Source organism: Sediminibacterium sp. FW305-C-61, from assembly GCF_058231065.1.
Map to the genome: position 1 here is coordinate 244,922 of NZ_JBIQXR010000001.1, position 21,994 is coordinate 266,915.

The 21,994-nt window shown below is 38.1% G+C and carries 19 protein-coding genes; 12 read left to right on the forward strand and 7 right to left on the reverse strand.

Going from position 1 to position 21,994, the window contains the following annotated elements:
• The first annotated feature begins 163 nt into the window (after positions 1-163).
• Positions 164-1,168, forward strand: coding sequence for a PDDEXK nuclease domain-containing protein (locus ACH30E_RS00985; protein WP_490823237.1), 1,005 nt, complete (start codon positions 164-166; stop codon positions 1,166-1,168).
• 59 nt (positions 1,169-1,227) lie between these two features.
• On the opposite strand, the gene cysS is transcribed toward ACH30E_RS00985, so the two are convergent.
• The 5 genes from cysS to rlmD form a co-directional block, all read right to left on the reverse strand.
• On the reverse strand, positions 1,228-2,733 hold the full coding sequence (gene cysS / locus ACH30E_RS00990; RefSeq protein ID WP_490823238.1) for a cysteine--tRNA ligase: 1,506 nt from the start codon (positions 2,731-2,733) through the stop codon (positions 1,228-1,230).
• 123 nt (positions 2,734-2,856) lie between these two features.
• Positions 2,857-3,972, reverse strand: a complete 1,116-nt coding sequence (locus ACH30E_RS00995) for an endonuclease/exonuclease/phosphatase family protein (protein WP_490823239.1) — start codon at positions 3,970-3,972, stop codon at positions 2,857-2,859.
• 92 nt (positions 3,973-4,064) lie between these two features.
• Positions 4,065-4,991: a rhomboid family intramembrane serine protease gene (locus ACH30E_RS01000; protein WP_294989327.1), complete on the reverse strand. Its 927-nt coding sequence runs from the start codon at positions 4,989-4,991 to the stop codon at positions 4,065-4,067.
• 18 nt (positions 4,992-5,009) lie between these two features.
• Complete coding sequence (locus tag ACH30E_RS01005) at positions 5,010-5,855, reverse strand: rhomboid family intramembrane serine protease (RefSeq protein WP_294989330.1); 846 nt, start codon at positions 5,853-5,855, stop codon at positions 5,010-5,012.
• Positions 5,856-5,895: 40 nt separating this feature from the next.
• A complete protein-coding gene (gene rlmD, locus ACH30E_RS01010) occupies positions 5,896-7,320 on the reverse strand; it encodes a 23S rRNA (uracil(1939)-C(5))-methyltransferase RlmD (protein WP_490823242.1) in 1,425 nt (474 codons plus the stop codon).
• A 99-nt stretch (positions 7,321-7,419) separates the two neighbouring features.
• Between rlmD and ACH30E_RS01015 the strand changes: the two genes are divergently transcribed.
• On the forward strand, positions 7,420-8,910 hold the full coding sequence (locus ACH30E_RS01015) for a redoxin domain-containing protein (RefSeq protein ID WP_490823244.1): 1,491 nt from the start codon (positions 7,420-7,422) through the stop codon (positions 8,908-8,910).
• 33 nt (positions 8,911-8,943) lie between these two features.
• Here the strand turns inward: ACH30E_RS01015 and metF are convergent, their stop codons facing one another.
• Complete coding sequence (metF, locus tag ACH30E_RS01020) at positions 8,944-9,897, reverse strand: methylenetetrahydrofolate reductase [NAD(P)H] (protein ID WP_294989339.1); 954 nt, start codon at positions 9,895-9,897, stop codon at positions 8,944-8,946.
• 133 nt (positions 9,898-10,030) lie between these two features.
• Here metF and lptB point away from each other — a divergent pair, with 133 nt between their 5' ends.
• The 10 genes from lptB to ACH30E_RS01070 all read left to right on the forward strand — a co-directional run bounded on the left by lptB (position 10,031) and on the right by ACH30E_RS01070 (position 21,359).
• Entirely contained in the window at positions 10,031-10,819 is a 789-nt protein-coding gene (gene lptB / locus ACH30E_RS01025; RefSeq protein WP_294989342.1) for an LPS export ABC transporter ATP-binding protein, read from the forward strand.
• An 84-nt stretch (positions 10,820-10,903) separates the two neighbouring features.
• Entirely contained in the window at positions 10,904-12,409 is a 1,506-nt protein-coding gene (locus ACH30E_RS01030) for a GH3 auxin-responsive promoter family protein (protein ID WP_490823246.1), read from the forward strand.
• Between the two features lie 30 nt (positions 12,410-12,439).
• Entirely contained in the window at positions 12,440-13,291 is an 852-nt protein-coding gene (locus tag ACH30E_RS01035; RefSeq protein WP_490823247.1) for a DUF3667 domain-containing protein, read from the forward strand.
• Positions 13,292-13,293: 2 nt separating this feature from the next.
• Complete coding sequence (gene fabG / locus ACH30E_RS01040) at positions 13,294-14,049, forward strand: 3-oxoacyl-[acyl-carrier-protein] reductase (protein WP_294989351.1); 756 nt, start codon at positions 13,294-13,296, stop codon at positions 14,047-14,049.
• 194 nt (positions 14,050-14,243) lie between these two features.
• Positions 14,244-14,540, forward strand: a complete 297-nt coding sequence (locus ACH30E_RS01045; RefSeq protein WP_490823249.1) for a hypothetical protein — start codon at positions 14,244-14,246, stop codon at positions 14,538-14,540.
• A gap of 51 nt (positions 14,541-14,591) precedes the next feature.
• Positions 14,592-16,157, forward strand: a complete 1,566-nt coding sequence (locus ACH30E_RS01050) for a SulP family inorganic anion transporter (RefSeq protein WP_294989357.1) — start codon at positions 14,592-14,594, stop codon at positions 16,155-16,157.
• Positions 16,154-16,789 (forward strand): carbonic anhydrase, encoded by a 636-nt coding sequence (locus tag ACH30E_RS01055; protein WP_294989360.1) that lies wholly within the window; start codon positions 16,154-16,156, stop codon positions 16,787-16,789. The genes ACH30E_RS01050 and ACH30E_RS01055 overlap by 4 nt, the downstream gene beginning before the upstream one ends.
• Before the next feature lie 123 nt (positions 16,790-16,912).
• Positions 16,913-18,619 carry a peptidase domain-containing ABC transporter gene (locus ACH30E_RS01060; RefSeq protein WP_490823250.1) on the forward strand — a complete coding sequence of 569 codons (1,707 nt, stop codon included), beginning with the start codon at positions 16,913-16,915 and terminating at the stop codon, positions 18,617-18,619.
• Positions 18,620-18,623: 4 nt separating this feature from the next.
• The gene (locus tag ACH30E_RS01065) at positions 18,624-19,973 is read left to right on the forward strand and encodes an HlyD family secretion protein (protein ID WP_490823251.1); all 1,350 of its coding nucleotides are present in this window, start codon (positions 18,624-18,626) and stop codon (positions 19,971-19,973) included.
• A 6-nt stretch (positions 19,974-19,979) separates the two neighbouring features.
• The gene (locus ACH30E_RS01070) at positions 19,980-21,359 is read left to right on the forward strand and encodes a TolC family protein (protein ID WP_294989368.1); all 1,380 of its coding nucleotides are present in this window, start codon (positions 19,980-19,982) and stop codon (positions 21,357-21,359) included.
• On the opposite strand, the gene ACH30E_RS01075 is transcribed toward ACH30E_RS01070, so the two are convergent.
• Entirely contained in the window at positions 21,360-21,992 is a 633-nt protein-coding gene (locus tag ACH30E_RS01075) for a DNA-3-methyladenine glycosylase family protein (RefSeq protein ID WP_294989371.1), read from the reverse strand.
• Positions 21,993-21,994: the final 2 nt, after the last annotated feature.

The following is a 21,994-nucleotide window of genomic DNA, read 5'->3' on the forward strand; positions in this document are numbered from 1 at the left end:
CTTTCTACCGATTAAAGAAAAATTATCGACTACTTTTTTTAGTTTATTGCATGATATTTTTTTAAGTCGGATCTGTCCAAAAAGGCATCATCAGATAATTACAGAGGAAGGTAATTCAACATAGTTGTTTTAAGCAACTATTTGTAACCCTTAATACTGTAATATGAAATCAACAAGGAATAAATATAATAACCTACTTAAGAATATTGGGTTATCTATTGACAAAGCAAGACTACATACACTCAAAACTGTAAATGCTACACTGGTACAAATTAATTGGGAAATTGGAAGGCATATAGTTGAATTTGAGCAACAAGGTCAGGAAAGGGCAGAGTATGGAACTGAGTTATTAACAAAGCTGTCGAAAGACTTAAGATTATTATATGGTAAGGGTTTTGGAAGAAGAAATGTACTTGATATGCGAAGATTTTACCTGGCTTATCAAAAATGGCAGACAGTGTCTGCCATTTTGAGTTGGAGTCATTATATCATATTACTAAGTATCGCAGATATCCGTGAAAGAAAATTTTATGAAAAACAAGCCATCAGGGAGAACTGGTCAACACGTGAATTAGAAAGACAAGTAGATTCATCATTATTTAAAAGGCTCACATTCAGTAAAAGTAAAAAATCAATAGCATCAGTACCGAAAAAACAAAAGACTACAAACCATCCTGCAGCGCTAATTAAAGATCCCTATGTTTTAGATTTTTTAAAAATTCCGCGCAGTTACAAGATTACAGAGAAACAACTTGAGCAAAAAATTATTGATAACCTGCAGCTTTTTTTACTTGAATTAGGAAAAGGATTTGCATTTGTGGGTCGTCAGTATAAAATTTCATTTCGCAATAAGCATTTTTATATCGACTTGGTTTTTTATCACCGGATCCTGAAGTGTTTTGTTTTAATTGATCTTAAAACAAAAGCTGTAAAACATACAGATATTGGTCAAATGAATCTCTACTTAAACTATTTTAAAACAGAAGAGAATGTAGATGATGATAATGAGCCTATTGGCATTATACTTTCAGCAGATAAGGATGAAGTACTAATAGAATATGCAACCGGAGGTATTTCTAATAAAATTTTCGTTTCACAGTATAAACTGTATTTACCGGATAAGAAATTACTAGAAAAACAAGTGAAACTTATTATGGATAAAGAGTAATGCCGTATTAAAATATACGGCATTACTCTCTTTACTATATTTTGATGAGCTTATGGTCTTTACTGAATTGAATAACTCACGCCGCCATCCTTTTCGTCTTTGAGTTGAACACCTAATGCTGCAAGTTCATTCCTGATCTTATCACTGGTTACAAAATCTTTTCGCAGCTTGGCTTCCTTACGAATATCAATCAGTAATTGAAGAACACCATCCAATTTCCCATCATCTGCTCTTCGTTCACCGGTTAATCCAAAAATATCTTCAATATAGAGTTTCAGTTGTTGCTGCATCAGTTGAATGGTAGCACCGCTTACTGCATCTGCTTTAATATGTTTGTCTTTGATTGAATTAATAACTGAGCTTAATTCAAACATATTTGCCAATACTTTAGCCGTATTCAGATCATCGTTCATGAATTCATCGAATTCCCGAACGAGTTGCTGCACTTTTTCATCCAGGCTTTTATCAGATGCTGAACTATCTTTATTGATCTCATATTTAGACAACCACTCATAAGCTTCCCAGAGCCTGCGTAAGGCTTTTTCCGAAGCCTGTAAAGCTTCATTACTAAAATCGAGTGTTCCTCTGTAATGGCTTTGCAGAATAAAGAAGCGTACCGTCATCGGATGATAAGCCTGTTCCAGAATTGGGTGTGTGCCTTCAAATAATTCACTAAGCTTAATTACATTGTTATAACTCTTACCCATCTTCTTTCCGTTGATGGTAATCATATTATTATGTAACCAGTAACGGGCTGGTGTTTTATGGTTGCAAACAGTACTTTGTGCTATTTCACATTCATGGTGAGGAAATTGTAAATCCATTCCACCGCCATGAATATCAAATTCATCGCCCAGGTATTTAGTACTCATTGCTGAACATTCAATATGCCAGCCTGGGAAACCTTCTCCCCATGGACTTTGCCAGCGCATTATATGCTCCGGTGGTGCATTTTTCCAAAGTGCGAAATCACTTTTATTTCTTTTTTCATCCTGGTTGTCGAGTTCTCTTGTTGTATCGAGTTGATCATCAAGTACACGACCACTTAATATGCCATAAGGCATTCCCTTTTTGGAATAATCAGTATTGTACTTTTCTACATCAAAGTAAACGGACCCATTGGCCTCATAGGCATATCCGTCTGCAATGATCTTTTTTATCATTTCAATCTGCTCAACAATATGTCCGGTTGCAGTTGGTTCAATACTGGGTGGCAGATTATTAAATTGCGCCATTGCCCAATGGTAGAGATTAGTATACTTCTGAACTAATTCCATCGGCTCCAACTTCTCTAATACCGCCTTTTTACTGATTTTGTCTTCGGCCTCTCTGCCTTCTTCTTCAAAATGACCTGCGTCTGTAATATTTCTTACATAACGTACTTTATAGCCCAGATGCATGAGGTATCTGTACACTACGTCAAACGTAATGAATGGGCGGGCATGCCCGAGATGGCTTTCCCCGCTTACGGTAGGTCCGCAGACATACATCCCGATATAGGGTGCATTTATGGGTTCAAATACTTCTTTTTTTCGGGTAAGTGAGTTGTATACTTTGAGTGACATGATGTTGAATTAGGGGAAATAACTGTGTATAATGGCGTATGAGATTCCGTACGAATCTGAATAAGATCAGCAGCAACAACAACAGGTATACACGTGCAAAAACTTCATGATAATACAAAGATACTAATTTTTCAATTGCAGGTCAGCAACCAGCATAATATGATCACTCAGCCCCTCATCTATCATATCAAACATTTTTACATTAAAAGAGGGGTTAGCAAGTATATAGTCTATACGCAGCGTAGGTGCCAGTGCAATAAAACTACGGCCAATGCCAAATCCTTTTTTCAGGAATGCATCCTGCCAATTGTTTTTGATATGAAAATAAGTATATGAATTTGGCACGTCATTAAAATCTCCACAGATAATGGAGGGATATGGGCTTTTATCCAGTTCTGACCGCACAATTCCTGCCTGTACTCCTCTGCGTTTGAAAGCCAGTCGCATTTTTTTAACTATGTTTTTGGAAGCTTTCAGCCCTTCATCATCCTGCTCTCGTATTTTTTCGAGGTCGGAATAATCAGCATCTTTAAATTTAAAAGATTGCAAATGGGTATTGAATACCCTGATCGTATCGTCGCCTTTTAACAGGTCGGCATAAATCAGGCTCTCTGCTACGGGATATTTTACTTTACCAGTTGCAATGATGGGATATTTGGAGAAAATGATACAACCCGACTGATACTCACCTCCATCTCTCTGGTAATCTTTTGAAAAATGATTAAAAGGGTACGTTTTTTTAAATAGTGAAAGATTATCTGTTTCCGGATTATGTCCTTCTTTATGGTTGAATTCTTGTAAACAAACCACATCTGGTTCAAATTTTAAAATAGACGCTACCAGTTCCGTTCTCGCTAACTTTCGGGCTGTTTTGTTTTTGGTGAAGCCATTAAAGCTTTGGATATTCCAGCTTACCACACGTAAAACACCAGCAGGCTTCATTTCACCTGCCGCAGAACCCGGTCGCCACGCAAACACCACATTTACCTGTTGTATACCAATTATCAGGGTGATAAGTGACGCCAGTGCGAGTTTAGGTTTTACAATAAGCCAGAAAATAATAAAAAAGACCAGCCCCAGAATCAGGTAGGGAACAATAAGCCCTGTAAAGCCAATCACCCACCATTTTGCTGTATTTAAAAAAGGGCTAAGACAGGATAAAAGGAACAGCACTATGATCGTCAAATTAATGATAACGACCAGGGTTTTGGTTGCCCGCCGAACAAAGCTCCTTGCCATGAGCTAAAATACTGATTCTGCCAGTATGTAGTTGAAAAAATAATACTCGAAAGAAGCTTTTTTATTTATTAAACAAAAGCTTGTTTATAGTCCTAGATATCTTCCTTGCTGGCCCTTTCCAAAAACTTCTTTTCGTCATCTGAAAGGCTCTCAAAGCCATTTTGATTGATTTTATCCAGGATAGAATCTAGTTTTTGTTGGGTAAGGTTTGCCTTCTTTTCAAAAGGACTTGTTCCAACTTTATAAAAATGTTTATTGGAAGATTTAGCTTCTGTATGTTTTTTTTCCGGATTAAAGAGATCATCCAGCCAGTTGGCGAACCTGTTCATCCAGGAGCCCCAATCATTTCCTTTATTTAATTGGCGTATATAGAAAAAACCGGTTAAACCTGCTAATAAATGACCTATGCTTATCCCAGCATTGTTACTTGCCATAGTAGCAAAATCTATTGCAACGAATATGAGGGTTATAACCCAAAGTGGTATCCCACCATTTATCAATGGAAAAATGCGGTAACCAGGAGCCAATGTAGTTGTTGCAACTGCAATGGCCATTACTGCCGCTCCGGCTCCAAGTAAGGGAGCTGTACTGGAGACATTGTTTGCCAGAACGGGAATCAAATTATTGCTTAGCAAATAAGAAAGGGCGCCGATCAATCCACCATAAATGTATAAGGGAATGAGTTTATTGTTTCCTGCAAGGTCTTGTAAAATAAACCCAAAGCACCAAAGCCACAACATGCTGCTAATAAGCTGCCATACACTATGATGGGTAATCATAGTACTGATTAGTGTCCAGGGGCGTGTAAAAAACAAATTAGTATCTGCCGGCATGCTAAGCCAGTTTAATACCTGTCGAAAAAAAAGTTCGTCGGGTGTATCAGTGAGGTAATAAACAACCTTTATAAAGGTTACAATTACGAACATCAGCATATTCACCGCGAATAAAAACACCAACGCATTATTATCCTGTCCTAATAATATTTTCCTTTTATTGTTGTTATATGATAGTCTGGTCATATTAATGACATTGCTTTATTAATACAACGTTTTTCTGTTGGTTTTGTTCCAGGTAATAACAATGAGTAGTCCTACAATTGCACCCCCAATATGTGCCCACCGAGCTACATTATCACCTGCTGAATTTTGAATTGCATAGAACACTTCATACCCAAAATATATTATACCTAACCATTTTGCTTTAACTGGAACAAGAAAATACAGGTAGATATAAGTATTCGGAAAGAGATAAACAAAAGCTGCCAGAATACCAAACACAGCACCACTGGCACCCACTGTCGCCGTATTTAAACGGCCATCGTAATAAGAAGTAATACTCGTTAAAATTTGTTCTGCTACCTGTTCATTGTAAGGAGTAGTACGTATGTAGTTAAGTAGTTCTGGCTGATACCAGTTCATTTGGTATTTTTTTCCGAAGCTGAGCAATCCATCCATAAATGCAACAGCATCGTCTTTCTGCTGGGCTACCAGATTATAATCACGTATAAGTGGTGCCAGTTCATAAGATAAGAACAGCAAGTGCATTAATGCAGCACCGAGTCCGCATATAAGGTAGAAAGTTAGAAATCTCTTTGCACCCCAAACATTTTCCAAAACTGATCCAAACATCCACAAGGCAAACATATTTCCTATGATGTGGAAATAATCGCTCGTGCTATGCAGAAACATGTGTGTAATTAGTTGCCAGGGTTTAAACAATTCACTTTGCCATGCATGTAAGGCAAAATTGTCTTCAAAGGAAAATACGGGTACCGCACCCCTTGAGAAAGTTACCTGCGCCAGGAAAAAAATACCATTAATAATCAACAGATTTTTGATGATGATCGGTAATATTTCAAATCTCCCCGGTCTGAATTCTGTCATATCTATAACGCATTTGCGTATTTAAAGGCTTCAAAAAAAATTAATCTTTCAACTTTAGTTGCACCACATTTTCAATGTGCAAAGTATGCGGAAACATATCTACCGGTTGAATTTTAGTAACCTTGTATTTTTCATCCAGCAGAGCCAGATCTCTTGCCTGTGTGGCCGGGTTGCAACTTACATATACCAGTGTTGGTGCAGCGATATCAAGTAGTTTTCTAACCAGCTTATCGTGCATACCAGCTCTTGGTGGATCTGTAATTACTACATCGGGGCGGCCATGTGAATTAAAAAAATGGTCATCACAAATATCAACAACATCTCCAGCAAAAAAAGTCGTGTGCTCCAAACCGTTTAGTTTTGCATTTTCCCTGGCGTCTTCAATTGCATCTGCAACCACTTCAACTCCTACTACTTTAGCAGCCTGCTTACTAACAAAAATACCAATACTCCCTGTTCCGCAATACAAATCATAAACAACCTGACTACCATCCAGTTCAGCAAAGTCTCTTGTAACCTGGTATAATTTTTCGGCTTGTTTGGTATTTGTTTGAAAAAATGATTTCGGGCTGATTTTGAACTTGAATGATTCGAGCTGCTCTATGATGTATCCTTTCCCACTGTATACCTGTGGATTCAGGTCAAAGAGGCTATCATTACGTTTGGTATTAATTGTATAGAGCAGGGTTGTAATTGCCGGGAAAGCTTCCAGCATTCCTTTCAGTAGGTTTTCCTGTTGTGCTTTGTCTTCATATCCCAGGATCACATTTACCATCAGCTCACCTGTACTGGTATTTCTTACAAACATATTCCTTAACCAACCCTGGTGTTGCTTAATATCATAAAAAGGCAGGTTGTGCTGAAGGGCATAATCTGCTGCATATTTGCGGATAAAATTAGTAGGTTCTGCCTGAAGGTGGCAGGTATCTATTTCAACCACTTTATCAAAAAAACCCCTTGCATGAAAACCTGCCGCTCCTGGAAGGTCATCTGGATTTACTCCGTCTGCCTTCATCTGCCTAAACATATCTGAGGGAATATATTTGCGGGTAGCAAATGTGTATTCCATTTTATTACGGTAATAACTTGTTTCAGCAGCCCCGATAATCGGCATTATTTCAGGTAAAGAAATCCGCCCAATACGGGTAAGATTATCGGTAACCTGTTTTTGTTTATACTTTAATTGCTGTTCATAGGGCAGCATTTGCCATTGGCAACCACCACAAACGCCAAAATGGGAGCAAAATGGACTAACCCTGTCTGGAGAATATTCATTGATTTGAATGGTATGACCTTCAGCCCAGTCTGACTTATTTTTAGTGAGTTGTATGTCTACCACATCGCCCGGTACGGCACCTTCAATAAAAATAACTTTACCATCAACCCTGGCCAGTGAGCGACCTTCGGCAGCATAGTCTTCTACCCTGATATTTTCTAAAACGATTCTTTTCTTTTGCTTTCTCACGCTGCAAATGTAACCAGTAAGATCCTGAAATTCAGTATTTCGCAGATGATTAACGAACCCATTAGAGTATTTAATTAAATTTATGCCCAATTCTAGGATATGAAGTATTGTTTTGTATGGATCGCCTGTTTGTTCTTGTCTGTCCCGGTCTTTTCACAAAAAGCGGGTGGAGCAACTAAGTCAAAACCTAAAGTAACTGCTAAACCCAACTCAACCAGTGGAAGAAAAATATCTATAACCCTTACCCCACTAAAAAATTGTAAGGTATACCTCGGCAGTTATATGGGTACAGGGCGAACACTTGTGGACTCGGCCTTTTTAAATGAAAAAAGTCAGGGAGTATTTTCCGGACCAAAGAAACTTACCGGAGGTATTTATTTTGTGGTATCACCTCAAATGACCATACAATTTGAGTTGTTGATGGATAATATTCAACAGTTCAGCATCATTGGTGATACTTCCCGAAAGGATCAGGCCATTATAAAGGGTTCTGCAGATAATGATCTCTTTAAGACTTATACCGCCTTTTCCGTAGAGAAAGGAGAATTGATTCAACAGTTAAGCAATGCGTATAAAACGGCTTCCAATAAAGAAGATTCTACCCGTCTGCTGGCGGCGCTAACCAAAGCCGACAAAGAATTGCAGGATTACAGGACCAATATCATTCAGAAACAGCCTAACTCTTTGCTGGCTATGCTATTCACCACAATGAAAAGGCCTGAAGTTCCTCCTGTTCCTGTTGTGAATGGCAAACCCGATTCTGCTTATCCATATCGCTTCGTAAAAGAGCATTTTTGGGATGATGTGCTTTTTAGTGATGACAGACTACTAAGGACTCCATTTTTTGAACCGAAAATGGATGATTATTTCCGGTATTATGTTTCACCTGAACCAGATTCAATTATTGAGGAAGTAAAATATATTCTCCTTTCTGCCCGCACAGGAAAAGAGATTTACCCATATCTGCTTACCAAGTTTACCAATAAATACATGAACCCAGAGTTCATGGGTCAGGATAAAGTATTTGTATACCTCTTTGAAAACTTTTATGCCAAAGGAGATACGACCATTCTGAATGCCGCATCGCGTAAAACCGTGATTGAAAGAGCGTATAGTTTAATGGCTAACCAACTTGGTAAACCCGCACCTGTTTTAAACCTTACAGACACAACGGGTAAATATGCTCCCTTATATAATATCAAAGCAGATTTTACAGTTGTTGCTTTCTGGGACCCCAACTGCGGACATTGTAAAGATGAAATGCCCCGCCTCGATTCATTCTATCGTAATAAGTGGAAAGGACAGAATGTTGCTATTTATGGGGTGAATATTTATGAAAATGAAATTCCGGCATGGAAGCGATTCATCAATGAAAAAAAGCTCGAAGGTTGGATACACACTTATCAAACCAAAAAAGATAAAGAGACTGAAGAAAAAGCTGGTATAGCAAACTACAGACAGTTGTATGATATCTTTAAAACACCAACCCTCTATCTACTCGATAAAGACAAACGCATTATTGCCAAACAATTGAGTTTGGAACAATTTGATGACCTGATTGAAACAAAAATCAAAAAGAAAGGAACCTGATAAAAAAATCCCGGCTTTTAGACCGGGATTTTTTTATACTAGTTCTTTTACTACGTTCCAGATTACTTTGGGTTTACCAAGTGTATAATAATGCAACACAGGTACTCCAAATGCTTTCAATTCACGGCTTTGTTGGGTCAGCCATTCAGTTCCTACCTGCTCGCATTCAGCATCTGTTTTACATTTCATAATAGCATTCGAAAGATCCGTTGGTATATCTACATGGAAAATTCTAGGTAAAACAGAGAGCTGTTTTTTATTGGTAATAGGTTTTAGTCCTGGAATAATCGGCACATTGATACCAATAGCTTTACAACTTTTTACAAAGTCGAAAAATTTCTGGTTATCAAAAAACATTTGAGTCATGATATACTCTGCACCGGCATCTACTTTTTCTTTAAGTTTTGAAAGGTCTATCTGAAGGTTGGGTGCTTCAAAATGTTTTTCAGGATAGCCTGCAACACCTATACAGAACTTGGTTTTGCCGCCATTTTTAATGTCTTCATCCAAGTATAACCCATTATTCATATTGTTAACCTGCTGTATAAGATCAATTGCATAATGGTTACCGCCTGGCTCTGGTTCGAAAGAAGACTCATTCTTTGCAGCATCGCCACGCAGTGCAAGCACATTATCTATGCCAAGAAAATCCAGGTCAATCAGCGCATCTTCCGTTTCTCGTTTGGTAAACCCGCCACAGATGATATGTGGTACAGCGTCTACCTGATAGTGGTTCATAATGGCCGCACAAATACCTACTGTTCCAGGTCGTTTTCTAACTTCCACTTTTTCGAATGTACCGTCAGATTTTTTCTTGAACATCGTTTCACTTCTATGATAGGTAACATTGATCCAGGATGGCTTGAATTCCATTAAAGGATCGAGGTGGTCGTATAATGAAACGATTGTTTTCCCTTTTAAAGGAGGTAATACTTCAAAAGAAATCAGGGTATCTTTTGCCTGTTGAATATGCTCTGTAATCTTCATGCCTGCTTGCTTGCGGGTTTTAAATGGCTGCAATATACAGCCTTAATGGCTTTATATAAAAACATCTGTTAATCCGGAGGGGTAATGCCATACTGCAAATCCAAAGTCCTATTTTTGTTGAAATATCAATTTTTTGAGCCTTACTATACATACACGCCAGTTGGTTAAAAGTTACAAGGGAAGAACCGTTGTAAAACAAGTGAGTATTGATGTAAATCAAGGTGAAATTGTAGGTTTACTTGGCCCAAATGGGGCCGGTAAAACCACCACTTTCTATATGGTTGTGGGGCTTATTAAGCCCGACGAGGGAACCGTTTTTTTGAACGATACCGATATTACCAGGCTTCCTATGTATAAACGTGCTCAGATGGGCATTGGTTACCTGCCACAAGAAGCCAGCGTATTCAGAAGCTTAAGCGTGGAAGACAATATCCTTTCAGTGCTTGAGATGACCAAACTGACTAAAAAGGAGCGCATTTATAAATTAAACCAGTTACTCGATGAGTTTAACCTGCACCATGTTAGAAAGAACAATGGCGACAGCTTAAGTGGAGGTGAAAGAAGAAGAACTGAAATAGCCCGCGCTTTAGCCGTTGATCCTAAATTTATTTTACTGGATGAACCATTTGCTGGCGTTGACCCAATAGCAGTTGAAGACATCCAAGGAGTTGTTGCCCGCCTGAAATATAAAAATATCGGCATTCTGATTACTGACCATAATGTAAATGAAACACTTTCCATTTGCGATAGGGCATACCTACTCATAGAAGGAAAAATATTTAAACATGGTACTGCAGAAGAACTTTCCGATGATGAACAGGTAAGACGTTTATACCTTGGAACCAATTTTGAACTGAGAAGAAAAGATTGGATCATTGAAATGGGTAAAACACATATTGCACCTTCAGCTACAAGTGAATAGTGATATTCAGATCCCGGATTTTTGATTTACCATTTTACAGATTAGCATTTATCAACCTGATTCCTTATTTTGCTGGTATCTAACATGAAACTGTTTAGTCCAGCTATATCACGTTTGGCCCGATTCAGACATTGGCGCATAGAACAATGGATGAGTGATCCTATTGCAGCCCAGCGAGAGGTATTACAAGATCTTGTTACGCATGGTCAATACACAGAGTTCGGTCGTAAGTATGGGTTTTCTGATTTATTTAATATCCGGAAATTCAAGGCTGCGGTTCCAATTCATGAATACGATGACCTAAAGCCCTATATCGAAAGACTGATGCAGGGCGAAGAACAGCTTTTATGGAATACCCCTGTTAACTGGTTTGCCAAAAGCAGTGGAACTACCAGCGATAAAAGCAAATTCATTCCTATAACCCAGGAAAGCCTCGAAGATTGTCATTACCAGGGCGCCAAAGATGTACTCACATTGTATTACAATTATCACAATGAGAGCCACCTGCTCACGGGCAAAGGATTGGTGATTGGCGGTAGTCATCAGATAAGTAAAATAAATGAAGCCGTAAATTATGGCGACCTAAGTGCTGTATTATTACAAAACTCACCTATCTGGGCTAACTGGATCAGAACTCCTGAACTATCTATCGCACTGATGGATGAATGGGAGGATAAGATTGAAAAATTAGCCGCTTCAACTATTCCGGAAAATGTTACTTCTATTTCAGGTGTGCCTACCTGGGCCCTGGTGCTTATTAAACGTATTCTTGAAATTACCGGTAAGCAATCCTTAAAAGAAGTTTGGCCAGATCTGGAACTATATATACATGGAGGTGTTTCATTTACGCCATATAGAGAGCAGTTTAAAAAATTAATTGGCGAAGGTTGTACCTATCTGGAAATGTATAATGCCAGTGAAGGATTTTTTGCGGCACAGGATGATCCAAATGAAGAAGGAATGTTACTCTTCTTAAATCATGGAATCTTTTATGAGTTTATGCCGGTGGAAGAATATGGCAAGAAAGATCCGGAAACAATTGGGCTAGATAAAGTTGTGTTAGGAAAAAATTATGCACTTGTAATTAGTACCAACGGTGGATTATGGAGATACTTGGTTGGAGATACCATTCAGTTTACTTCTACATATCCATTCAGGATAAAAGTTAGTGGCAGGCTTAAACAATATATCAATGCATTCGGGGAGGAAGTGATTGCCGATAATGCCGATAAAGCTATTGCAATAGCTTCTGAAAAAACAGGATTAACTGTAAAGGATTATACTGCCGCCCCTGTTTATTTTGGTGACCATAGCAAAGGTGCCCACGAATGGCTGATTGAGTTTGAAGAATCTTCAATTGGAACAGATGTATTTGCATTCGAGCTGGATTGTGCGCTCAAATCTTTGAACAGTGACTACGAAGCCAAGAGATATAAAGACATCGCGTTAACGCTGCCACAGGTTCATGCTGTACCAAAAGGGTTATTCAATAAATGGTTAAAAAGTAAAGGGAAGCTTGGCGGTCAACACAAAATTCCTCGGTTGAGTAATGACAGAAAATATATTGATGAGATAAAACAAATGATTTAGAATTATTACTGACCAAGCCTAAAGCATTCTATGAACAAGCCCACAATTACCTGCAAAAATTGCAATAATAACTTTGTAGGAAAATATTGCAATCATTGTGGTGAAAAAGTATATCAGGAAAAAGACAGAAAAATCATACACCTGTTTGAGGAAGTATTTCACTTCATAACCCATTTTGAAGGAACTTTTTTTACAACCATTAAAACCATATTCACAAAACCCGGACTGGTTTCAATGGATTACTGTGATGGTATTCGAAAAAAATATTTCAAACCTCTATCACTTTTCTTGCTGTTGGTAGTACTCTACCTTTTGTTTCCTCTGGCCAATGGACTAAATATGCCACTCGAATCGCATATGGAAAATGGGAAGTATGGTGAATATGCAACAACAAAGGTAAACAACTACCTGGCTGCCCATCCTGACCAGAATTTAGCAAGTCTTCAAGAACATTTCACTACAAAAAGTGAAAAGCTATCGAAAATATTGTTGCTATTTATCATTCCAGTCTGTGCATTGGTTTTATGGCCCATAAGTTTTTTCAGGAAGAAGTTCTTCTTTGATCATATGGTACTATCATCGGAGATTAATTCATTTTTCCTGATGATAAATTTTTTTATTCTTCCCCTGGTTATAATCATTATTCGACTAACGAGTAAATTGTTTGATGCATCTTCAGCATGGCTAAATGATGATGTCTATACTTTTACCGGGCAGATAATAACGGGGATTTATTCTGCGCATGCATTTAAGCGCTTTTATGGTTTTAATCTCGTGCAAAGAATCGTTTCAGCAACTATATTTATCCTCATACATAGCTTTATTGTTTACACTATGTATAAATTCTTTTTATTTGTAACTGTATTCTATCAAATACATTAATTATGAAATTACTTGAAGGTAAAGTATCGATCGTAACAGGTGCCGCCAGAGGTATTGGTGCCGCAATCGCATTAAAACTCGCTGAACATGGCAGCCATATTGCATTTACTTATGTTAGCGACAGCAGTGCTGAAAAAGCAGCTGCACTTGAAACACAATTACGCGCCCTGGGTGTAAATGCAAAAGCCTGGAAAAGTAATGCGGGTGATTTTGCTGAAAGTGAAAGTTTTGTAAACGATGTACTAAAGGAATTTGGCGCAGTTGATGTTTGTGTAAACAATGCAGGCATATCGAAAGACAATCTATTATTAAGAATGACTCCGGAGCAATGGGATGATGTGATGGATATTAACCTGAAAAGTGTTTTCAACATGACTAAACAGGTAATCCGTCCCATGATGAAAGCAAAATCTGGAAGCATTATCAACATGAGTTCAATTATAGGTATCAGAGGTAATGCCGGACAAAGCAGCTATGCAGCCAGTAAAGCCGGAATCATTGGTTTTACCAAATCCGTTGCACATGAATTGGGTAGCCGAAATATACGTTGCAATGCTATTGCACCCGGATTTATTGAAACAGATATGACCCATTACCTGCAGGATGGAGATGGTGCAACTGAGTTTTTGAAAAAAATTCCACTGGGTCGCTTTGGTAAAGCAGAAGAAATTGCAAATACATCCCTTTTTCTGGCAAGCCCTATGAGCTCCTATATAACCGGTCAGGTTTTAAGCGCCTGCGGTGGGTTAAATATTTAAATAGGATGGCAGTTATTGTTTTTTCATACAATAACTGCCATCATAATTATACTGTTTAACCTTACTTCTTTCACAATTACATTCTAAGTAATTGATTTACAACATACTAGGCAGTTTCGGTTTATTTATTATTTTGTTAAACAAATGTTTAAGCTTGTATGTTGTATTGCAGGCTATTACATTTGCAACTCATTATGGGTAAACGTATTATCAATATCTTCCTCATCCTTGTACTGGCGGTACAAATTCTTCCCATTCAGCAAATGGGCAAGCTTTTGTTTACCAACCAGTTTACAGAGGAAATACCCCATAATCTTGACTCATCCGGAGAGCCTTCCCAGCAATCTGATGCGAAAAGTGATTTTATCTCAACACCAGAACTTTCATTGGTTCATCGCAAAGACTGTTTAGGTCTTATTTTCCCCTTTACTGATGCAGTAATTCCGCAGAATCATACTACGGAAATTCATGTTCCTCCTCCCAATTGCTAGCCCATATTATAGCTGGTTGGTATTTCTATCTTTATTATTATAAACATTTGCATGAGTAAATATTTAAAGCATGTAGGTGCCGATTTATCGGCATCTATAGTTGTTCTTCTGGTGGCATTACCTCTTTGTCTGGGTATTGCACTTGGATCTGGGGCTCCACTTTTTTCTGGAATTATTGCCGGAGTAGTAGGTGGTATTGTAATCGGTATTTTAAGTGGTTCGCAGTTAAGTGTAAGTGGTCCGGCTGCTGGTCTAACAGTAATTGTAGCCACGGCTATAACAAAATTACAGGTATACGAGGCATTCTTACTCGCAGTTGTTATCGCGGGTATATTTCAGCTAATATTTGGCTTTATCAAAGCTGGAGTTATTGGCGACTATGTTCCGAATGCAGTTATCAAGGGAATGCTGGCGGCTATTGGACTTATCCTGATCATGAAACAGTTGCCGCACCTTGTTGGATATGATACAGATTTTGAAGGCGATGAATCGTTTCTTCAACCCGATCATGAAAACACTTTCACCGCCTTGTTTCAGGCTGTGAAGTATATAACCCCATCCGCCATGATCATTGGTACCATCTCTTTGGTATTGTTAACCCTTTGGGAGCGGCCATTTATCAAGTCTAAAAAATCGCTTAAGCTATTACCCGGCCCACTGGTTGTTGTATTAGTAGGAACATTACTCAATGAATACTTTAAAACTTCCCAACCAGCATATGCTTTGGAAGCAAAACACCTGGTAGCATTACCGGTTGCCAACGATGTAAGTTCTTTTGTTTCGTTCCTTACCTTCCCAGATATTGCATTCTTGAAAAATCCGGATGTATGGATTTCAGGAATTACTATTGCCATTGTAGCCAGCCTGGAAACACTATTAGGTATTGAAGCCGCGGATAAATTGGATCCTTTGAAAAGGGTTACCCCTACAAACCGGGAATTAAAAGCCCAGGGAGTAGGTAATATGGTATCAGGACTTATTGGCGGACTTCCGCTTACCTCTGTTGTAGTAAGAACCTCTGCTAATATATCTTCCGGTGCAAAATCAAAAATGTCTACTATTTACCATGGCATCCTGATGATGCTTTGCGTGATGTTTATTCCCGGTATTTTGAACAAGATACCATTGAGCGCCCTCGCGGCTGTTTTAATATTTACGGGATATAAACTGGCGAAAGTCACTTTATTTAAGGAGTTTTACAAAAAGGGTTGGGATCAGTTTGTGCCATTTGTTGTTACCATTGCAGCTATACTGTTTACTGATTTATTGGTGGGTATTTTAATTGGTATTGGTGTTGGACTCTTTTTCCTCATCAGAAGTAATTTCAGGTCGGCAGTTATGGTGGTAAATGACGCAAATAATTACCTGATACGTTTCAGGAAAGATGTTTCATTTCTGAATAAACCCATTGTAAAGAAAAAACTGGAAGATGTACCCGCTAACGCTTTTGTTATAATCGATGCCACAAGGGCTGATTTTATTGATAAAGATGTAATTGAAGAAATAAATAATTTCCTTTGTCATGCCTATCTTAAAAAAATTAAGGTCGAAGTAAAAACAAGCCAGCATAAATCGATGCACAATCTATTTGTTATCCCTAAAAATTCAGCAGAATGAAAATTTACGAGAAATTATTATTAGAAAACAAAGCATGGGCAAACGAAAAAGTACTGGTAGATCCCGAGTATTTTTCAAGGCTCGCAGATATACAGCGTCCTGAATTTTTATGGATAGGATGTAGTGATAGCCGTGTACCAGCCAATGAAATTACCAATACCCAGCCAGGTGAAATATTCGTACATAGAAATATCGCCAATATGGTTGTACATACAGATGTAAACCTGCTAAGTGTATTGGAATATGCTGTAACCCATTTAAAAGTAAAACATGTAATCGTTTGCGGACATTATGGATGCGGTGGTGTTAAAGCTGCAATGACCAACCATGATTTCAAGCAGGTATTAAACATGTGGTTGCGTAATATCAAGGATGTGTACCGCACGCATCGTCAGGAATTGAACAATATTGAAGACGAACAACAAAAATTTGATCGTCTCGTTGAACTAAATGTTCAGGAACAGGTTATGCATTTAGCCAAAACATCTATTATTCAACGTGCGTGGAAGAATGAACAAAGACCACATTTACACGGTTGGGTTTACGGGTTAAAAGATGGTTTAATTAAACCGGTATTTGAAATGGCGGCTAATACAAACATTGATAGTTTGTATGAATACAATGATCTTTAAAATAGTTAAATATCACCATAAATGACCTCAGGGTCATTTATGGTGATTGAAACACATGACAAAAAATGAATTGTGTTTCAAGGCTTAGATATTAACAGTAACTTTCTTTGACAATCTACCATTATGGCTCAAAAATCGAATAGCACAGCTTACGGGGCTGCAGGGAAGTTTTATGCCTTGTTGCGTTTAGACAGGAAGGATGTATCGGCAATTTATGCCTTTTCAATACTTGCAGGACTTGTTCAGCTATCGCTTCCTTTAGGGATACAAACCATTATAAGTTTTGTAATGGCTGGATCTATCTCTACTTCTATTATTGTACTTATCGTTCTGGTTGTAGCTGGGGTTTTTATTTTCGGTTTACTGCAGGTACGGCAAATGCAGATTATTGAAAAAATAAAACAGAAAATATATACACGCTATGCTTTTGAGTTTGCAGATCGTATTCCAAAGTTAAATATCGAAAAATTGGATAAATACTATCTGCCTGAGTTGGTTAACCGATTTTTTGATACTGTTTCTTTGCAAAAAGGTATTGAAAAAATCCTCCTCGACGTTCCTTCCGCCATTATTCAGATCATATTTGGTATCATCTTATTGTCTTTCTATCACCCCGTTTTTATTGGTTTTGGCGCTTTATTACTGTTATTACTTTATGTAATACTTCGTAATACCCTACCTAAAGGCTTTGCAGCCAGTATGGAAGCCAGTGAATTCAAATACCAGACCGCATCCTGGCTACAGGAAATTTCCAGGTCCATAAAATCTTTCAAATATTCCAGGGGTACTTCCTTAAATATTGAAAAAACTGATACCCTGGTAGGTAGTTATCTTTCTTCCAGAACTTCTTATTTTAAAATATTACTTGCCCAATTCTGGAGCCTTGTAGCCTTTAAAGTAATCATCACAGCAGCCATGCTCATTGTTGGTGTGCTACTGTTAACTGATCAGCAGATTAATATTGGTCAATTCATCGCCGCTGAAATTGTGATACTCACCGTGATGAACTCTGTTGAAAAACTGATCATCAATCTCGATAAAGTATACGATTCGCTTACCTCCATCGAAAAGCTTGATAAGATTACAGGGGCCGAAACAGAAAAAAGTGGATCTGAATCTATAGACACAAATTCTGGTGGACTTCGTGTAAGGTTCAGCAACCTTAGTTTTGGCTACCAGCCCGGACAAAATGTATTGACAGAAATTAACTGCGCCGTAAATAGTGGAGAGAAGATCTGTATCATGGGTAATTCAGGATCCGGAAAATCGACTTTGTTGCGATTATTAACCGGGGCATTCAAAAACTTTGAGGGAAGTGTACTCATCAACGATATCCCAATTGGTAATTATGAGTTATCCAGCTTAAGAGCCGCAACAGGTATTTTACTTAGCCAACAGGATATATTTCAGGGAAGCCTTTGGGAAAATATCACCATGGGTAATAAAAAGCTATCTCAAGCTGCTATTACTGAAGTAATTGAGAAATGTGGTCTTGTCCCGTTTCTTGAATCGCTGCCCGAAGGATTGGATTCAAGACTTGACCCAACGGGGAAAAGGTTGCCAACGAAAACCCGCCAGGGAATACTACTGGCAAGGGCTTTGCTTGGACAGCGCCAATTGGTACTGATGGAAGAACCATTTACTGGTATTGAAAGAGATTATAAGCTAAAAGTGATGGACTTCCTAAACAATGAAAGGGAATCAACCGTTATCATCGCTTCAAACGATGATGAAGTAGCTAAAAAATGTACTAAAATATTATACCTAAGACAAGGGAAAGTAATTGCATTCGGCGATTGGAATACTGTTTCTAAAATAATTAATGCATAATCAAATGAGCAAATACCTGACTTGTGAACCTGAGATAGAAATAGCGAACCGCTCGATTAGTTCCTTTGACAATATTTACCATATTTCACGCAGAAGTAAGGTTAAAAATTGGCTTTGGGGTTCTTTGCTGTTATTACTGTTATCAATGTTTTTACCCTGGACACAAAATATTCGTGCCAGCGGTTTAATTACTACACTCCGTCAAGAACAACGACCCCAGCAATTAAACTCTGTAATCGGCGGTAGGGTTGAAAAATGGTGGGTGAAAGAAGGAGATTTTGTACAAAAGGGAGATACCATCATGCAACTGGGCGAGGTTAAAGTAGAATACTTTGATCCGGCATTATTAGAAAGAACCGACTTACAGATTACTGCAAAAGAAAGTGCAGCATCCGGCTATGAAAGCAAAGCACAAACCGCTTCTCAACAAGTTACTGCATTGGAAGAGGGAAGGGTATTAAAATTATCACAGATTGATATTAAACTCAGACAACAAAATCTGAAAGTTGAAAGTGATAGTATCGATTTATCAGCCGTAATAAACGAGTTGAATGTAGCTAAAAGGCAAATTGATGCAGCCAAAGCAATGCTCGACAGTGGAGTTATTGCTTTGATAGATTATGAAAGAAGGAAAATAAACTTCCAGAATGCAACTGCCAAACGCATCGGAGCAGAGAATAAATATTTACAAAGCAAGCAGGAACTAACCGCATTAAAGATTGAAAAAAATGCGGTAGTACAGGAATATGCTGATAAAATTGCCAAAGCAAGAGGTGATCAGTTCAGTGCTATATCAGATAAAGCGAGTAGTGATGCTGAAGTAGCAAAACTCAAAAACGCCTATGCCAACTACGATATCCGAAACAAACTATATTATGTAACGGCCCCGCAAAGCGGACAAATTACCAAGGCCCGTAAAGCAGGTATTGGCGAAATATTGAAAGAGGGCGACATGATTGTTGAAATTGTGCCTGATAAAATTCAATATGCAGTAGAAATGTTTGTTTCTCCTATGGATATGCCCTTGCTTTCAAAAGGACAAAAAATACGTTTTGTATTCGATGGCTTTCCTGCAATTGTATTTAGCGGCTGGCCAGCTAGTTCTTATGGAACTTTTGGTGGTGTTGTATCAGCCATTGAAAACTCAGTTAGCTATAATGGAAAATTCAGGGTATTGGTTACAGAGGACACGACCGAAAAAGCATGGCCGAAACAATTAAGAATAGGTGGTGGAGCTAATGGAATTGCATTATTGAAAGATGTAACAGTAGGATATGAATTGTGGCGAAACATTAATGGATTCCCACCGGAATATTATCAACCAGCTACCAAAGAAATGAGCAGCGGTAAATAAGTAAGCATGAAATTAGTTTATACAATTATTGGTTTACTTCTGACAGAATTTTGTTTTAGTCAGGTTTTTTATATCGATGATTATTTAAAAGTTGTACGTAGTAATCATCCCATTGCTAAACAGGCTTTAATAGGAATTAAAAAAGCCGAAGCAGATTTATTAACTGCCAAGGGAGGTTTTGATCCTATCATCAATACAAATGCCAGCAGAAAAACATTCGATGGAAAGAATTATTATTTCTACACCAACCCTGAAATAAAAATACCCACCTGGATCGGTGCAGATATTAAAGCAGGTTTGGAAAATAATGGTGGCCAGTTTTTAAGTTCAGAGAGCACTTCTGGTCAAACCAGCTATCTCGGTGTTACATTGCCGGTTGCGAAAGGCTTATTATTAGACAAAAGAAGAGCAACACTACAACAAGCCAGGATATTACGTGAACAAAGTGAACAGGAACAGCTAAGTGCTGTCAACGATCTCCTTTTCAATGCCTATCAAGCTTATTGGCAATGGGCAGGCAGGTATCAGTTGCTGAGTATTTATTCAAAATTTGTTACCATAGCCGAAAACAGGTTCAGACTGGTAAAAATAGGTTTTCAGAATGGAGACAGATCAGCAGTTGATACCATTGAGGCACTAACTCAGGTTCAGCAATTTTCATTGATGCAAAACGAGGCATTACTTGAATTAACAAATAGCGCGCTTGAGCTATCAAATTATATATGGGATGAAAAAGACAGTGCTTTCCTGCTTTCACCACAATACATACCAGATACTTTAAGTTTTGCAAAATTTGTGGTACTTCCAGATGAAGCTTCACTAATAAGAGAAGCATTGTCTACAAATCCCCAATTAAGAATTTATGACTATAAACTCAATGCATTGGAGATTGATCGAAAACTTAAGCGGCAGAATATTTTGCCTTCCATAGATTTAAAAGCAAACCTGCTTAATAAAGGATATAATGTTTTCAAAGGGTGGAATAGTGCCTTGTTTCAAAATAATTATGCCTGGGGAATTGATTTTAAGTTTCCATTATTTATCCGGGAAGGGCGAGGTGAGTATAAAAAAGCTACCCTTAAAATCAGCGAAACAAATTATGAGCTTTCACTAAAACGCAGAGAAACTGAGAATAAACTGAGGTCCTACTTCAACGAAACCCGACAGCTTCAACAGCAGGTTATCATTAGTGAGCAGGCTTACAGGAATTACCAGGCAATGTTAAATGCTGAAAACCTCAAATTCTATAACGGCGAAAGTTCATTGTTTCTCATTAATACAAGGGAAAATAAACTGATAGAAATTGCAGAAAAACTTGTTTCCTTACGCATAAAATACCTGAAATCGAGATACGCAGTTGAATGGTCTGCCGGTTTATTGAGGTAATTAAAATACAACCCCTTTCCTGCAGATATAAGCATGCCATAACAAATAAGCTGCTATTGTTCGATATGGCGCCCATTTAACCGTTAATTCAGCAATCTCATCTTTTGTTGTATTTGAAGAAAGTTCTTTGATGTGCTTTATACTATTTATCAAAGCTATATCTCCCAAAGGAAATAGATCGGTACGATGTAAACAGATCATCAAATAAACATCAACCGTCCAGTCGCCAATACCTTTTATTTTTTTGAGTTCAGTTCGAATGGTAGTTGCATCCTGCTGATTAAGTATATCTATATCCAAGTCTCCATCCACGATTGACTTTGCCAGACAGCGGGCATAGATGGTTTTCTGTCGGCTGAAGTAGCAGGATTTAAAGGTTTCGTCAGACATGCCCAGAATAGCTTCCGGACTAATTGTACCAACAGTTGCTTTCAGTTTATCATAAGCTGCTTTTGCAGATGCTAATGATACCTGCTGTTCCAGTATAATATGAATAAGTGTTTCAAAACTGGGATTACGCTTCCATATAGGCGGGTATCCGTATGCTTTAATGATTGCTTTAAAGCAATGGTCTTTTCGGGCAAGCTTGTTACATAGTGAAATGAAGTTTCCCTCATTGAAACTATCCGCCATTT

Bases quoted from the DNA above. Each gene is read 5' to 3' on its own strand.
- ACH30E_RS01045 (WP_490823249.1), top strand. From the start codon at position 14,244: ATGGGTAAACGTATTATCAATATCTTCCTCATCCTTGTACTGGCGGTA.
- ACH30E_RS00995 (WP_490823239.1), bottom strand. From the start codon at position 3,972: ATGGCAAGGAGCTTTGTTCGGCGGGCAACCAAAACCCTGGTCGTTATC.
- ACH30E_RS01050 (WP_294989357.1), top strand. From the start codon at position 14,592: ATGAGTAAATATTTAAAGCATGTAGGTGCCGATTTATCGGCATCTATA.
- metF (WP_294989339.1), bottom strand. From the start codon at position 9,897: ATGAAGATTACAGAGCATATTCAACAGGCAAAAGATACCCTGATTTCT.
- ACH30E_RS01030 (WP_490823246.1), top strand. From the start codon at position 10,904: ATGAAACTGTTTAGTCCAGCTATATCACGTTTGGCCCGATTCAGACAT.
- ACH30E_RS01060 (WP_490823250.1), top strand. From the start codon at position 16,913: ATGGCTCAAAAATCGAATAGCACAGCTTACGGGGCTGCAGGGAAGTTT.
- ACH30E_RS00985 (WP_490823237.1), top strand. From the start codon at position 164: ATGAAATCAACAAGGAATAAATATAATAACCTACTTAAGAATATTGGG.
- ACH30E_RS01065 (WP_490823251.1), top strand. From the start codon at position 18,624: ATGAGCAAATACCTGACTTGTGAACCTGAGATAGAAATAGCGAACCGC.
- ACH30E_RS01000 (WP_294989327.1), bottom strand. From the start codon at position 4,991: ATGACCAGACTATCATATAACAACAATAAAAGGAAAATATTATTAGGA.
- ACH30E_RS01035 (WP_490823247.1), top strand. From the start codon at position 12,440: ATGAACAAGCCCACAATTACCTGCAAAAATTGCAATAATAACTTTGTA.
- fabG (WP_294989351.1), top strand. From the start codon at position 13,294: ATGAAATTACTTGAAGGTAAAGTATCGATCGTAACAGGTGCCGCCAGA.
- ACH30E_RS01075 (WP_294989371.1), bottom strand. From the start codon at position 21,992: ATGGCGGATAGTTTCAATGAGGGAAACTTCATTTCACTATGTAACAAG.
- ACH30E_RS01070 (WP_294989368.1), top strand. From the start codon at position 19,980: ATGAAATTAGTTTATACAATTATTGGTTTACTTCTGACAGAATTTTGT.
- ACH30E_RS01005 (WP_294989330.1), bottom strand. From the start codon at position 5,855: ATGACAGAATTCAGACCGGGGAGATTTGAAATATTACCGATCATCATC.
- cysS (WP_490823238.1), bottom strand. From the start codon at position 2,733: ATGTCACTCAAAGTATACAACTCACTTACCCGAAAAAAAGAAGTATTT.
- ACH30E_RS01015 (WP_490823244.1), top strand. From the start codon at position 7,420: ATGAAGTATTGTTTTGTATGGATCGCCTGTTTGTTCTTGTCTGTCCCG.
- ACH30E_RS01055 (WP_294989360.1), top strand. From the start codon at position 16,154: ATGAAAATTTACGAGAAATTATTATTAGAAAACAAAGCATGGGCAAAC.